The organism is Lapillicoccus sp., from assembly GCF_025353065.1.
GTDB lineage: Bacteria > Actinomycetota > Actinomycetes > Actinomycetales > Dermatophilaceae > Lapillicoccus.
In genome coordinates this window covers 1-13,472 of sequence record NZ_JANXRJ010000260.1, presented here as the reverse complement: position 1 = coordinate 13,472, position 13,472 = coordinate 1, and the positions used below count along the sequence as shown (strand labels likewise).

At 70.4% G+C, this 13,472-nt stretch carries 13 protein-coding genes; 1 reads left to right on the top strand and 12 read right to left on the bottom strand.

Annotation, left to right across the window (positions count from 1 at the left end):
• The 7 genes from Q0R63_RS19290 to Q0R63_RS19260 form a co-directional block, all read right to left on the bottom strand.
• A partial coding sequence (locus tag Q0R63_RS19290; protein ID WP_295700989.1) for a gamma-glutamyl-gamma-aminobutyrate hydrolase family protein occupies window positions 1–480 on the bottom strand: 480 nt, incomplete at its 3' end.
• Window positions 477–1,253: a 3-oxoacyl-ACP reductase gene (locus tag Q0R63_RS19285; protein WP_295700985.1), complete on the bottom strand. Its 777-nt coding sequence runs from the start codon at window positions 1,251–1,253 to the stop codon at window positions 477–479. The genes Q0R63_RS19290 and Q0R63_RS19285, both read right to left, overlap by 4 nt.
• A gap of 31 nt (window positions 1,254–1,284) precedes the next feature.
• A complete protein-coding gene (locus tag Q0R63_RS19280; protein WP_295700983.1) occupies window positions 1,285–2,664 on the bottom strand; it encodes an aldehyde dehydrogenase family protein in 1,380 nt (459 codons plus the stop codon).
• Window positions 2,661–4,025: a glutamine synthetase family protein gene (locus Q0R63_RS19275; RefSeq protein ID WP_295700979.1), complete on the bottom strand. Its 1,365-nt coding sequence runs from the start codon at window positions 4,023–4,025 to the stop codon at window positions 2,661–2,663. Before Q0R63_RS19275 ends, Q0R63_RS19280 begins: the two co-directional genes overlap by 4 nt.
• Window positions 4,026–4,062: 37 nt before the next feature.
• Window positions 4,063–4,815: an FCD domain-containing protein gene (locus Q0R63_RS19270; protein WP_295700975.1), complete on the bottom strand. Its 753-nt coding sequence runs from the start codon at window positions 4,813–4,815 to the stop codon at window positions 4,063–4,065.
• Between the two features lie 12 nt (window positions 4,816–4,827).
• Entirely contained in the window at window positions 4,828–6,375 is a 1,548-nt protein-coding gene (locus Q0R63_RS19265; RefSeq protein WP_295700972.1) for an amino acid permease, read from the bottom strand.
• A gap of 114 nt (window positions 6,376–6,489) precedes the next feature.
• Entirely contained in the window at window positions 6,490–6,912 is a 423-nt protein-coding gene (locus Q0R63_RS19260; RefSeq protein WP_295700969.1) for a MarR family winged helix-turn-helix transcriptional regulator, read from the bottom strand.
• 63 nt (window positions 6,913–6,975) lie between these two features.
• On the opposite strand from Q0R63_RS19260, the gene Q0R63_RS19255 reads away from it, so the two are divergent.
• Window positions 6,976–7,803 carry an alpha/beta hydrolase gene (locus Q0R63_RS19255; RefSeq protein ID WP_295700966.1) on the top strand — a complete coding sequence of 276 codons (828 nt, stop codon included), beginning with the start codon at window positions 6,976–6,978 and terminating at the stop codon, window positions 7,801–7,803.
• 34 nt (window positions 7,804–7,837) lie between these two features.
• Here the strand turns inward: Q0R63_RS19255 and Q0R63_RS19250 are convergent, their stop codons facing one another.
• The 5 genes from Q0R63_RS19250 to serA all read right to left on the bottom strand — a co-directional run bounded on the left by Q0R63_RS19250 (window position 7,838) and on the right by serA (window position 13,314).
• Window positions 7,838–8,662 carry an HAD family hydrolase gene (locus tag Q0R63_RS19250; protein ID WP_295700965.1) on the bottom strand — a complete coding sequence of 275 codons (825 nt, stop codon included), beginning with the start codon at window positions 8,660–8,662 and terminating at the stop codon, window positions 7,838–7,840.
• 60 nt (window positions 8,663–8,722) lie between these two features.
• A complete protein-coding gene (locus Q0R63_RS19245) occupies window positions 8,723–9,844 on the bottom strand; it encodes a branched-chain amino acid aminotransferase (protein ID WP_295700963.1) in 1,122 nt (373 codons plus the stop codon).
• Between the two features lie 369 nt (window positions 9,845–10,213).
• Window positions 10,214–11,308 (bottom strand): 3-isopropylmalate dehydrogenase, encoded by a 1,095-nt coding sequence (locus Q0R63_RS19240; protein WP_295700992.1) that lies wholly within the window; start codon window positions 11,306–11,308, stop codon window positions 10,214–10,216.
• 74 nt (window positions 11,309–11,382) lie between these two features.
• Complete coding sequence (locus Q0R63_RS19235; protein WP_295700960.1) at window positions 11,383–11,484, bottom strand: 3-isopropylmalate dehydrogenase; 102 nt, start codon at window positions 11,482–11,484, stop codon at window positions 11,383–11,385.
• A gap of 246 nt (window positions 11,485–11,730) precedes the next feature.
• A complete protein-coding gene (serA, locus tag Q0R63_RS19230; RefSeq protein WP_295700958.1) occupies window positions 11,731–13,314 on the bottom strand; it encodes a phosphoglycerate dehydrogenase in 1,584 nt (527 codons plus the stop codon).
• Between the last annotated feature and the right edge of the window lie 158 nt (window positions 13,315–13,472).

Genomic DNA, 13,472 nt, shown 5'->3' with positions numbered 1-13,472 from the left:
CGTAGCGACCGGGTGATGCGTGTAGGTCCCGGGAGAGCCCAGGTGCGCGATCGTGCCGGCCCGGTCGGGCACGTGCTGCTCGAGCTGTCCCCCGGCGGCAACGGCCATGACCTGCATCCCCCGGCAGATCCCGAGGACCGGAGTGCGTCGTTCGGCCGTCACCCGGGCGAGCAGCAGCTCGAGGTCGTCGCGGTCCGGCCGGACCACCTGCACGGAGGGGTCCGGCATGGCCCCGTACCGGCGGGGCTCGACGTCCGCGCCACCGGCGATGACCAGCCCGTCGAGGCGGTCGAGCACGTCGTGGGCGAACGCCTCGTCGACCTCCGCTCGCGGCGGCACGAGGAGCGCTACGGCGCCGGCCTCCTCGAGCTGGCGCACGTAGGCGTGGGGGACGAGCGCGGCCTTCACGCCGACCCACGCCGCCCAGCTCGCCGACTCGATGTAGGTCGTGACGCCGATGACCGGCCGCCGGAAAGTCACAGGGGGGTGACGTAGGCGCCCGAGATGCCCCCGTCGACGAGGAACTGCGACGCGGTGACAAAGCTCGAGTCGTCGCTGGCGAGGAAGAGCACGGCGCTCGCGATCTCGTCGGGGTCCGCGAACCGGCCCATGGGGATGTGCACCAGCCGTCGGGCGGCGCGCTCGGGGTCGCTCGCGAAGAGCTCGCGCAGCAGCGGCGTGTCGACCGGCCCGGGGCAGAGCGCGTTGACCCGCACCCCCTCGCGGGCGAACTGCACCCCGAGCTCGCGCGACATCGAGAGGACGCCTCCCTTGCTGGCCGTGTAGGAGATCTGCGAGGTGGCGGCTCCCATCACGGCGACGAAGGACGCGGTGTTGATGATCGAGCCGCGGCCCTGCTCCAGCAGGTAGGGCAGCGCGGCCTGGCAGCAGAGGAAGACGCTGGTGAGGTTGACCTCCTGCACCCGCTTCCACGCCTCGAGGCCGGTGGTGAGGATCGAGTCGTCGTCGGGCGGCGAGATGCCGGCGTTGTTGAAGGCGACGTCGACACTGCCGTAGGTGTCCTTGGCCGCGCGGAACAACGCCGCGACATCCTCCGGTGAGGTCACGTCGGTCCGGACGAAGAGCCCGTCGACCTCCCCTGCCACCGCAGGCCCGGTCGCCTCGTCGAGGTCGCCGATGACGACGTGGGCCCCCTCCTGCGCGAAGCGTCGCACCGTCGCGAGGCCGATGCCGCTGCACCCGCCCGTGACGACGGCTACCCGCCCGTCGAGTCGTCCTGCCCTGTCCGCCATGGCTGCTGGTCTCCCTGCTCTCGTTGATTTCTCAGGAATCGGTGGAGATGAACACGTTCTTCACGTCGGTGAAGGCGTCGAGCGCGTCCGGACCCAGCTCGCGGCCGAGCCCCGACTGCTTGAAGCCGCCGAACGGCGTCGAGTAGCGGACGCTGCTGTGCGAGTTGACCGACAGGTTGCCGGCCTCGACCGCGCGGGCCACCCGCAGCGCGCGGCCGACGTCGCGCGTCCAGATCGACCCCGCCAGCCCGTATGCCGTGTCGTTCGCCTTCGCGACCGCGTCCGCCTCGTCGTCGAACGCCAGCACCGCGACGACCGGCCCGAAGACCTCCTCGTGCCAGACCCGGTCGGCCGTGGAGGTGGGCAGCACGACGGTGGCGGGATACCAGAAGCCGTCGCCGTCGGGGGCCTCGCCGCGGAAGGCGACGTCGACCGGCTGCTCGGCGTCCTCGACGTAGGACCGCACGGTGGCCCGCTGCCCGGCGCTGATGAGCGGCCCCATCTCGGTCGTATCCAGCGCCGGGTCGGCGACCACGACGCCCTTGACCGCCGGCTCGAAGAGCTCCATGAAGCGGTCGAAGACGTTGCGCTGCACCAGGATCCGGCTTCGCGCACAGCAGTCCTGGCCGGCGTTGTCGAAGACGCCGTAGGGGGCGGTCGCCGCCGCGCGCTCCAGGTCGGCGTCGTCGAAGATGATGTTGGCGCTCTTGCCGCCGAGCTCCAGGGTGACGCGCTTGACCTGGTCGGCGGCCCCACGCATGATCTGCTGCCCGACCGCGGTGGAGCCGGTGAAGCACACCTTCCGGACCGCCGGGTGGGTGACGAAGCGCTCGCCGACCACCGGTCCGGCACCCGGGATCACGGTGAGGACGCCCTCGGGGAGCCCGGCCTCGAGCCCCAGCTCGCCGAGCCGGATCGCCGTCAGCGGGGTGAGCTCGGCGGGCTTGAGGACCACGGTGTTGCCGGCCGCGAGAGCGGGTGCGAAACCCCAGCCGGCGATGGGCATCGGGAAGTTCCACGGCACGATGATCCCGACCACGCCGAGCGGCTCGTGGAAGGTCACGTCGATGCCCCCAGCGACGGGGATCTGCCGTCCGAACAGGCGCTCGGGGGCGGCGGAGTAGTAGGTGAGGACGTCGCGCACGTTGCCGGCCTCCCACCGCGCGTTGCCGATCGTGTGGCCGGCGCCGACCACCTCGAGCTGCGCGAGCTCCTCGAGATGGGCGTCGACGAGGTCGGCGAACCGGCGCAGCATTCGGCCCCGATCGGGTGGGCTCACGGCGCGCCAGGCGGGCCCGGCGGCGACGGCCCGGGCGATGGCGGCGTCGGTCTCCTCGACCCCGGCGAGGGCCACGCTCGTCAGGACCCGGGCCGTGGCCGGGTTGACCACCTCGTGCAGCGTGGTGCTCACAGCCGCTCGAACCCCCGGACCCGCTCCCAGTCGGTGACGGCCGCGCCGAAGGCGGCGATCTCGACGTCGGCGGCGTGCACGTAGTGGTCGACGACGTCGTCGCCGAAGGCCTGGCGCGCGACGGCGGACGCGGCGAAACGGTCGCGTGCCTCGCCCAGCGTGGCGGGCACCTGCGGCTTGTCCGAGGCGTAGGCGTTGCCGACGAACGCGGGCTCCAAGGGAAGCTGCTCACGGATGCCGTGGAGGCCGCCGGCGAGCATGGCCGCGACGGCGAGGTAGGGGTTCACGTCCCCACCGGGGAGCCGGTTCTCCACCCGGAGACCCGCTCCGTGACCGACCACCCGCAGGGCACAGGTCCGGTTGTCCGTCCCCCAGGCCACGGCGGTGGGCGCGAACGAGCCCGGCTGAAAACGCTTGTAGGAGTTGATGTTCGGCGCATAGAGCAGGGTGAGTTCCTCCATCGTCGCGAGGATGCCGGCCATGAGGTGCTCGAACAGCTCGCTGCGTCCGCCTTCCCGCGTGTCGTCGGCGAAGACCAAGGACCCGTCCTGACCGCGGAGCGACAGGTGGATGTGGCACGAGTTGCCCTCGCGCTGGTCGTACTTCGCCATGAACGTCAGCGACTGCCCGTGCGCTGCGGCGATCTCCTTGGCGGCGGTCTTGTAGATGGAGTGGTTGTCGCAGGTGCGGATGACCTCGTCGAAGCGGAAGACGATCTCGTGCTGCCCGAGGTTGCACTCCCCCTTGGCGCTCTCGACGCTGACGCCCGCGGCATACATCTCGTTGCGGATCTCCCGGAGCAGGGGCTCGACCTTGGTGCCACCGAGGATCGAGTAGTCGACGTTGTAGCGGTTGGCTCCGGTGAGGCCGTGATAGCTGCGGTCCCAGGCCTGCTCGTAGGAGTCCTCGAAGAGGATGAACTCGAGCTCGGTGCCGGCGTATGCCGTCCAGCCCAGCTCCGCCGCCGCATCGACCTGCGTCCGCAGCACCGACCGGGGCGACGGCCGCACGGGTCCGCTGCCGTCGAGCCAGGACAGGTCGCACTGGATCGTCGCGGAGTGCCGCTGACCGGGGGTGCGGCGCAGGGTCGTCAGGTCGAGGTCGAACATCATGTCGCCGTAACCGCGCTCCCACGACGAGATGGCATAGCCGTCAACGGTGTTCATGTCGACGTCGACGGCCAGGAGGTAGTTGCAGCCCTCGGTGCCGTGGCCGAGGATGGTGTCGAGGAAGTAGGGGCCGTGGATCCGTTTGCCCTGCAGCCGTCCCTGCATGTCGGTGAAGGCCACGACCACGGTGTCGATCGACCCCGACTCGATCTCGGCCCGCAGGCCCCCGACACTCAGTCGTGGTGCGCTCATCCGACGTCACTGCCTCTCTGGTCCTCGGTCACGACACTCATCCAAGCAGTCCCCGCAGCAGGGCCGACGTCGCATCGCAGTGCTCCTCCATGGTCACCCGTGCCGTCTCCGCGTCCCCGCCCAGGATCGCGTCCACGATCTGCTGGTGCTGGGCGTCGGAGTGCGCGATGTTGAGGGGCAGGACCGGGATGGCGATGAGCAGCTCGTGCAGTGCCGCCTGGGCGCGGGTCACCGCCTCGATGAGCATCGGTGACCCCGAGAGGGTGGCCACCGCGAGGTGGAGCCGGGAGTCGGCGAGCCGGTGGACGGCCGGGTCGGTCGCGGCGGCGGTCTCGTGAAGGGTCGCGCGCAGCCAGGCCCGCTGGTCGCCGGCGAGGGAACGCCTCGCGGCGAGGGCGGCGGCGCCCGGCTCGACCACCCGTCGGAACTCGAGAGCGTCCGCGAGCGCGGCCCCCCGCCGCCCGCGGATGCCGCCGGCAGGGTGCTCCGCGGCCATCTGCGGTCCGTCGTAGACCACGACGGTGCCCCCGCCGCGTCCCCGTCGCGTCGTGACCAGGCCCGAGTCCCGGAGGGCCGCGATGGCTTCGCGCAGGGTGACCCGACTGACGCCGAGGCGCTCCGCGAGCTCGCGCTCCGGGGGGAGCTGCTCGCCGCGGGCGAAGACGCCGAGGCGCACCGCGGTAGCGAGCTGCTCGACGGTGGACTCGAAGACGTTGGTCGTCGCCGAGCGCAGCACCGCGTCGGACAGCCGACGCGGCGCCGGGTGGGGGAGGACTTCGGGGAGGGTCACGGGACTGGAGGCTCAGTCCTTCAGCAGCTCGCTCGCGGGGCGGGTGTCGTGGCCGGCGGGGACGTCCTTCATGAAGTGCTGCCGCCCGCCGGCGTACCACGTCGCCGTCGCGAAGAGGAGGACCGCGACGACAGCGATGGGCGCGTAGTTGAAGGTGTTGTCACCGAAGGAGCCGGGAGCGTAGGCCGGCAGCATGAAGAGCACGACGATGAACACGACCCACACCACGGCGATCCAGCCGATGAGCGGGCTCCACCTGCCCAAGGTCCACGGGCCGTCGCGGAAGTGGGGGTTGCGACGGCGGAGGAAGACCGGCACGGCATACGCGATGTAGAGGCCGATGACGGCGATCGAGGTGACGGCCGCGAAGGCGACGGCGGTGCGCAGCGCGGGCAGGGTGAGGACGACCGAGCAGACGACACACAGCCAGATGGAGTTGGTGGGGGTGCCCGTCCGGGGGTTGACCTTGGCCCAGATCCGCGAGCCGGGCAGTGCCCCGTCGCGCGAGAAGGCATACGACATGCGGGAGTTCGCCGTCACGGACGCCATGCCGCAGAAGAACTGGGCGATGGCGCAGATCAACAGCATGAACTTGCCGAGGGTGCCGCCTGCGGCGTCGATGAAGATCTGCGCGGGCGGCAGGCCGGTCGCGGAGCCACGCTCCCCGGCATAGTCCTGGATCGCCGCGGTGATGGCGATCAACAGGATCCACCCCGCGATGATCGAGACCCAGACCGAGCGGACGATGCCCTTGGGGGCCTCGGTCGCCGCGCCCCGGGTCTCCTCCGCGACGTGCGCCGACGCGTCGTACCCGGTGAAGGTGTACTGCGCCATGAGCAGACCGATGAGCACGGCGTAGACGGGGTTGCTGAAGCCGGTCTCGTTGCGGAACTCGGTGAAGGTCCAGGCGATGCTCTGGTGCTGGGCCGGGACGAAGGCGAGGATCGCGACGATGACCGCGACGCCCGCGACGTGCCACCAGGCGCTGACGTTGGAGAGCACGCGGACGAGGTTGACGCCGAAGGTGTTGAGCAGGCCGTGCAGGGCGATGATGACGACGAAGGCGACGAACGTCGAAACCGGAGACACCGTGGTGCCGAAGACGAGGTTGAGCAGGGCCATCCACGTGATCGCCGCGCCGTAGTCGATCGCGGCAGTGACCGCGACCTCGCCGAGGAAGTTGAACCACCCGACATACCAGGCCCAGACGCGCTTGTGGGAGCCCGCCAGTCGACCGGCCCAGAAGTAGAGACCGCCCGCCGTGGGGTAGGAGGAGCAGATCTCGGCCATCGCCAATGCGACGCAGAGGACGAAGATGCCGACGACCGGCCAGCCGATGTTGATCGCGATCGGGCCGCCGGCGTCCATCGCGAGGTAGTAGGTGGTGATGGCGCCGGAGAGGATGGAGATGATCGAGAAGGAGACGGCGAAGTTGGAGAAACCGCTCATCCCCCGGTGCAGCTCCTGCCGGTAGCCGAGCTCGGCCAGCAGCGCAGAGTCGGCGTCATGCGGTTGCTCCGGCGCCTGGTCGGGCGGAGTGGTACTGGGGAAAGCGCTCACAGGCTCACCTCAAGACGTCCGGCAGCGGACCATTTCCGCGGCGCGATCGGGGTGTGGCACAGGAAACACCCTTAACCCGCCTCCCGTCAATGGTCTGCCCACAGACCATTGATCTCAGGTCAGGGGGTGGGCGTTCACCTTGTCGAGCAGCGACGCCAGCGCTGCGATCTGACGTGCCGACAGGCCACCGAAGGACTCGGCAAACACCGCGTCGGCCACGGCGGCCCCCTGGTCGAGCAGCCGTCGGCCCCTGGGCGTCACCCGATGGCGGACGGCGCGACCAGGTCCGTCCAGTCGTTCGATGAGGCCGCGGTCGACCATCCGGCTCGCGAGCGTGCCGCAGGCCTGGTCGCTCTGGAAGGTGAGCTGGGCAAGGTCGTGGAGGGATGCGTCGGGGTGAGCAGCCAAGTGGCGCAGCGCATCCCACTGCACGAGCGACAGACCCAGCACTGAGAGCCGGCTGTCCAGCGCCCGATGGTGGCGGTGCTGGGCCCTCTTGATGCCGAGTCCCACCTCTTGCAGCGTCCGCGTGGCCATGAGGCCACGATACTCAGTCCAGACAACCTCCTTATATCAATATATTGAGATAGGGTCTGGCGCATGAACTCCACGACCGCTCCCAGCACGACGACCCGCACCGTGACCCTGGCTACCCGACTGGGTCCCGTCGAGGTGACCATGACCGAACGCGGCCACGGCCGCCCGTTCCTGCTGCTGCACGGCGGCGCCGGGCCGGCCTCGGTCTCCGCCTTCGCCGACCTGCTCGCCGGCAGCCGCGGGGCCCGGGTCATCACCCCGATCCACCCGGGATTCGGCGGCACCCCCCGTCCCGCGGCCCTCGACAGCATGACTGGGCTCGCCGCGGTGTACTCCGCGCTCCTCGACGAGCTCGAGCTCGCTGACGTCACCGTGGTGGGCAACTCGATCGGCGGCTGGATCGCCGCGGAGCTCGCGCTGCTCGCCAACCCGCGGGTCGGCCGCGTCGTGCTGGTCGACGCGGTCGGGCTGCAGATCGACGAGCACCCGATCGTCGACTTCTTCGCGCTCACCATGGCCGAGGTCACGGACCGGTCCTACTTCGAGGCGGAGCGGTTCCGGATCAACCTCGACACCCTTCCGGCGCGAGCCAAGGCCGCGATGGCCGGCAACCGGGTGGCGCTCGAGGTCTACGGCGGCACCACGATGTGCGAGCCGACCTTGCGCGGCCGACTGCCCGGGATCGCCTCCCCCACGCTCGTCGTCTGGGGAGCCGCCGACCGTGTCGTGTCGCCAGAGCACGGGCAGGCCTACGCCGACGCCATTCCGGGCGCCCGCCTCGACCTCATCGAGACGGCCGGGCACCTTCCCCAGGTCGAGACCCCGCAGCGGCTGCTCGACGACGTCTGGGCCTTCACCACCGTGGCCGAGGTCCGCACCGGTCGCCCTTGAGCCGCCCGCAAGAGCGCAACCTCGGAGTGGGCCGCTAGGCCAACATCTCGAGGACCTGGGCCACCCCGTCGTCGTCGTTCGCGGGACAGACCACGTCGGCGGCGGCCAGGACGTCCGGGTGGGCGTTGGCCACCGCGACCCCGGTGCCGGCCCAGAGCAGCATCGGCAGGTCGTTGGGCATGTCGCCGAAGGCCCAGGCGGCTGTGGCCGGGATCCCGAGCTCGGTGCACCAGCGCGCCAGTCCAGCGGCCTTCGTCACCCCGGGGGCGGAGATCTCGGCCAGCCCGTCGGCGCCGGAGTAGGCGACGATGCCGCGCTCCCCGATGACCGTGGCGACGGCGGCGCGGAAGGCCTCGTCCGCGATCCCGGTATGCCGCGCCAGCAGCTTGCCGACCGGCTCGCCGAGGAGGGCGTCGATCGGTCCGCGGAGAGCGTTGGCCGGCACCGGGTGATCGCTCGAGTAGCCGTCTTCGAGCCCGAAGCCGGAGGCCCGTTCGGCGGCGAAGCTGATCCCGGGCAGCTCCCGGCGCAGGTCGACGAGGACGAGGGCGAGGGCGTCCGGGTCGAACCCGTAGTCCGCCGTCACCGTCCGGCTGGGCACGTCGTAGACGAAGGCCCCGTTGCCGCAGATCGCCACGCCGCGGGCCCCGACGATCGACTCGAGGTCATCGAGCCACCGCGGTGGGCGCGCCGTGACCAGGACGGTGCGAAGGCCGGTCTCCTCGGCCACAACCATGGCCCGCCGGGTGCGGTCGGACACCGACCCGTCGGTGCGCAGCAGCGTGCCGTCGAGATCGGTGGCGACGACACGCGGCATACCGTGGGCGGTCAGGCGAGCGGCTATCTCGGGGCTGGCCAAAGAATCACCTTGTCTGGGCGTGTCGGGGTGATTCTTTGGCGGGTCAACGGTTCCGGCCGATCAGGCCAGCCGCGTCAGCCAGTTACGGGTGTCCTCCGCGCGGCCGTACTGGATGTCGAGCAGCTGCGTGCGGATCTTCAGGGCGACCTCGTCGACGTGGCCCGGCCCGCGGTGGTCGACGCTGCCACCGGCCCACTTCAGCTCGCCCACCGGGGTGACGACCGCCGCGGTGCCGCAGGCGAAGACCTCGGCGAGCTCACCCGAGGCGGCCGCGTCCTTCCACTCCTGGATCGGGATCTGCCGCTCCTCGGGGGTCAGCCCGAGGTCTGTCGCGAGCTCGAGGATCGAGCTGCGGGTGATGCCCTCGAGGATCGTGCCGTTCATCGCCGGTGTGACCAGACGGCCGTCCTTGTAGACCAGGAAGAGGTTCATCCCGCCGAGCTCCTCGATCAGCGTCTGGGTCGAGGAGTCGAGGAAGACGGCCTGGTCGCAACCGTGCTCGGCGCCCTCGAGCTGTCCGGCGAGGCTCGAGGCGTAGTTGCCTCCGCACTTCGCCGCGCCCGTGCCACCCGCTCCGGCTCGCGCGTAGTCGGTCGAGATCCACAGCGAGACGGGCTTCACGCCGCCGGCGAAGTAGGCGCCGGCGGGCGAGGCGATGACGGCGTAGAGCACCTCCGCTGACGGGCGGACGCCGAGGAAGTTCTCGAACGCGAACATGAACGGCCGCAGATAGAGGCTCTTCTCGCCCGTCGCTCCCGGCTCGGGGACCCAGGCCTGGTCGACCTCGACGAGCGCGCGCAACGACCCGATGAAGTCGGCGACCGGCAGCTCGGGCAGCGTCAGGCGTCGGGCACTGCGCTGGAAGCGCTCGGCGTTGGCCTCGGGGCGGAACGTCCAGATCGAGCCGTCGGCGTGCCGGTAGGCCTTCATCCCCTCGAAGATCTCCTGCGCGTAGTGCAGCACGGCGCAGGCCGGGTCGATCGACAGCGGTCCGTATGCCACGACCTTCGCGTCCTTCCACCCCTCACCCTGGCGCCAGGTCGCGGTGACCATGTGGTCGGTGAACTTCTTGCCGAAGCCCGGGTCGGCGAGGATCGCCTCGCGCTCCGCGTCGGGCAGGGGGTCGGGCCGGCGGGACACGTCGAAGGTCAGCGAGGCTGTCGGGGAGAGCGTCGTGGTCATGGGGGGACCTTCCGGAAAACTGGTCCGCGGGGGCCGAGGTGAAGGCGGCCGTCGTCGGACGGATGGTGCTGCGCGTGGTGGGGGCGGCGTCTGAGGGTGGTGCTGTCTGTTTTGCGGAAGGCTACTCGGCGGACGTCGGGGAAACACAAACGGCCCGGCACGCCCGTCCCTTTATCGGGTCACCCGATAAAGGGACGCTTCGCTGGACAACCGTTCTCGAGTGAAGCGTCCCGTTGTTCGGGGAGCCCGAGAAGGGGACGCTCCGCTGGACAACCGTTTTCCAGGAGAGCGACCCTTTATCGGGTCACCCGATAAAGGTCAGGCGGGTCAGGCTTTGACCCGGGTCAGGCGGGACCGGGGGCAGGCGGGTCAGGCGAGCCGCGACGCGATGGCGTCGCCGATCTCCTGGGTCGTGCGGGGGGTCGTGCCCCGTGTCGCGAGGTCGGCCTCGACCGCGGCCTCGACCGCGCGGGCGTCGTCGACCCGGCCGATGTGTTCCAGCAGCAGCGCGACCGACAGGATCGTCGCGGTCGGGTCGGCCTTGTGCTGGCCGGCGATGTCCGGGGCGGACCCGTGCACCGGCTCGAACATGCTCGGCCAGGTGCGGTCGGGGTTGATGTTCCCGCTCGCGGCGAGTCCGATGCCCCCGACGATCGCGGCGGCGATGTCGGTGATGATGTCGCCGAAGAGGTTGTCCGTGACGATGACGTCGAAACGACCCGGGTCGGTCGCGAGGAAGATGGTCGCGGCGTCGACGTGCAGGTATGCCGTCTCGACGTCGGGGAAGTCCGCCCCGACCTCCTCGACCGTGCGCCGCCACAGGTGCCCGGCGTTGACGAGGACGTTGTGCTTGTGGACGAGAGTGAGGTGGCGGCGCGGGCGGGCCTGCGCCCGGGCAAAGGCGTCCCGCACGACGCGCTCGACACCGAAGCGGGTGTTGATCGACACCTCGGTGGCGATCTCGTTCGGGGTGCCGGTGCGCATCGTGCCGCCGTTGCCGACGTAGGGGCCCTCGGTGCCCTCGCGCACGACGACGAAGTCGATGCCGTCGGGGGCGACGCGGTCGACGGCGAGCGGGCTCTCGACGCCCGGGTAGAGCTTGGCCGGACGGAGGTTGACGTAGTGCTCGAGGGCGAAGCGGAGTGGCAGCAGGACGCCGCGCTCGAGGACACCGCTCGGGACCGATGGGTCGCCGATCGCGCCGAGGAGGATGGCGTCGTGGGCCCGGATCTCGGCCAGGACGCTCTCCGGCAGGGTCTCGCCAGTGGCGTGCCAGCGCCGGGCGCCGAGGTCGTAGTCGGTCGTCTCGATCGTCAAGCCGCTGGGGCCGGTGACGGCCTGGAGGGCTTTGAGCCCCTCCGCGACGACCTCCGGTCCGATGCCGTCACCACCGATCACCGCGAGATTCAGCGCGGTCAGGGGCGCCGTGGTGGTGGGGGCCGGTGGGGTCTCGGTCTGCAGCATGGCCATACCTCCAAGGGTAGGTCGGCGTCTTGCGGGATGGGACGGCCGTCTCAGATGACGAACGCCCACGTGGCTCACTCGTCCGAGTGGCCCTGGTCGCGCAGGTCCATGGACTCCTGCAGTGCCTGGCGGGCCTTCTGGGCCTCTTCGCTCATGATGATCGCTACTTTCGTCAAATCGGTTGCCGTGCAATGGTGTTCGAGGACATCGACCGGTGGTTGGGCCGGCGGTGCGCTCGGGCTCGAACCGGGTGGCGGTGAGCCGATGTCAGCGAGGGGCAGGCGCGGGATCACCGCGGCGAGATCGCTGACTAGGAGGATTCGCCGCGGCAGGCAATAAGGATGTGCTGACGCGTCATGGCGTCGAGATTACGTGGACGTCCACGTACATGAGTCGCTGATCCCACCATGCGGACGACCGAGTCAGAGGTTGACGACGGAGAACGTCTCGGCCTTGACGAGCTCGGCGATCTCCGCGGCGACCGGGACGGGCAGCGCGGCGTCGAGGTTGAGCAGCACCAGGGCGGCGTCCTGCTGCTCGTCGCGAGCCACCTGCATCCCGCCGATGTTGATGCCGGCGTCACCGAGCACCTGACCGACCTGGCCGACGACTCCGGGGCGGTCGGAGTAGACGAAGATCGCGAGATGGTCCGTCAACGGGACCTCGAGGTCGAAGCCGTTGATGCCGACGATCTTCGGGGTCATCCGTGGGCCGGTCAACGTGCCTGCGACCGACACGACCGAGCCGTCGGCGAGCGTCCCCCGCAAGGTCGTGACGTTGCGGAACTGCTCGCTGGCCAGGGCGGTGATCAGCCGGACCTCGCAGCCGCGCTGCTCCGCGATGACCGGGGCGTTGACGTAGGAGACCTGGTCCTCGACGACATCCTGGAAGAGTCCCTTGAGCGCCGAGAGCTTCCACACGCTGACGTCGTGCGCCGTGATCTCGTCCTTGACGTCGACGTCCAGCTGGACCGGCACCTGGCCGGCGATCGCGCTGAAGATGCGACCGAGCTTCTCCACCAACGCAATTCCGGGACGCACCTCCTCGTCGATGGCTCCCCCGGCGACGTTCACGGCGTCAGGCACGAGGTCACCGCCGAGAGCGAGCCGCACCGACCTCGCCACGGAGACGCCCGCCTTCTCCTGCGCCTCGTCGGTGGAGGCGCCGAGGTGAGGCGTCACGACCACGGACTCGAAGGCGAAGAGCGGTGACTCGGTCGTCGGCTCCTTGGCGAAGACGTCGATGCCGGCGCCAGCGACACGTCCGTCCCGCAGCGCGTCGGCGAGTGCCTGCTCGTCGACGATGCCGCCGCGGGCCGCGTTGATGATCCGGACGGTCGGCTTGACCTTGGTCAGCGCCTCGACCCCGATCAAGCCCACGGTCTCGGGGGTCTTGGGCAGGTGCACGGTGATGAAGTCCGAGACGGCGAGCAGCTCGTCCAGGCTGAGCAGCCTGGCCCCGATCTGCGCCGCGCGCGCCGGTGTCGTGTAAGGGTCGTACGCGACGACCTGCATACCGAAGCCCTTGAGCCGCTCGGCGACGAGCGCGCCGATGCGGCCGAGGCCGACGATGCCGAGGGTCTTGTCGAGCAGCTCGACGCCGCCGTACTGGCTGCGCTTCCACGCCCCGGCTTTCAGCGCTTGGTTGGCCGGGGCGATGTTGCGAGCAGTGGCCAGCAGCAACCCGATAGCGAGCTCTGCCGCTGACGTGATGTTGGACGTCGGGGCGTTCACGACCATGACACCCGCCAGGGTCGCGGCGGGGACGTCGACGTTGTCGAGACCGACGCCCGCGCGGGCGATCACCTTGAGCCGGCGGGCGACCGCGATCGCCTCGGCGTCCATCAGCGTCGCGGACCGGATGAGGACGGCGTCAGCCTCGGCGAGCGCCGGAAGCAGGACGGCCCGGTCGGCGCCGTCGCAGTGCCGGACCTCGAAGTCGGGCCCGAGGGCGTCGATCGTGGCGGGAGAGAGCTCCTCGGCGATGAGGACGACGGGCTTGGTCACGAGGCGGTCCTTCGGAAGGGGGGTGGGCCGATCGGAGTTTAGGGCCGGCGGCGGCCGCCCCTGAACGTCTCGATCGACATCCGCAGGATGATCAGCAGGGCGACGACGACGATCATCACCCCGGCGATGACGGCCGGCCGGATCCGCGACTCGACGAG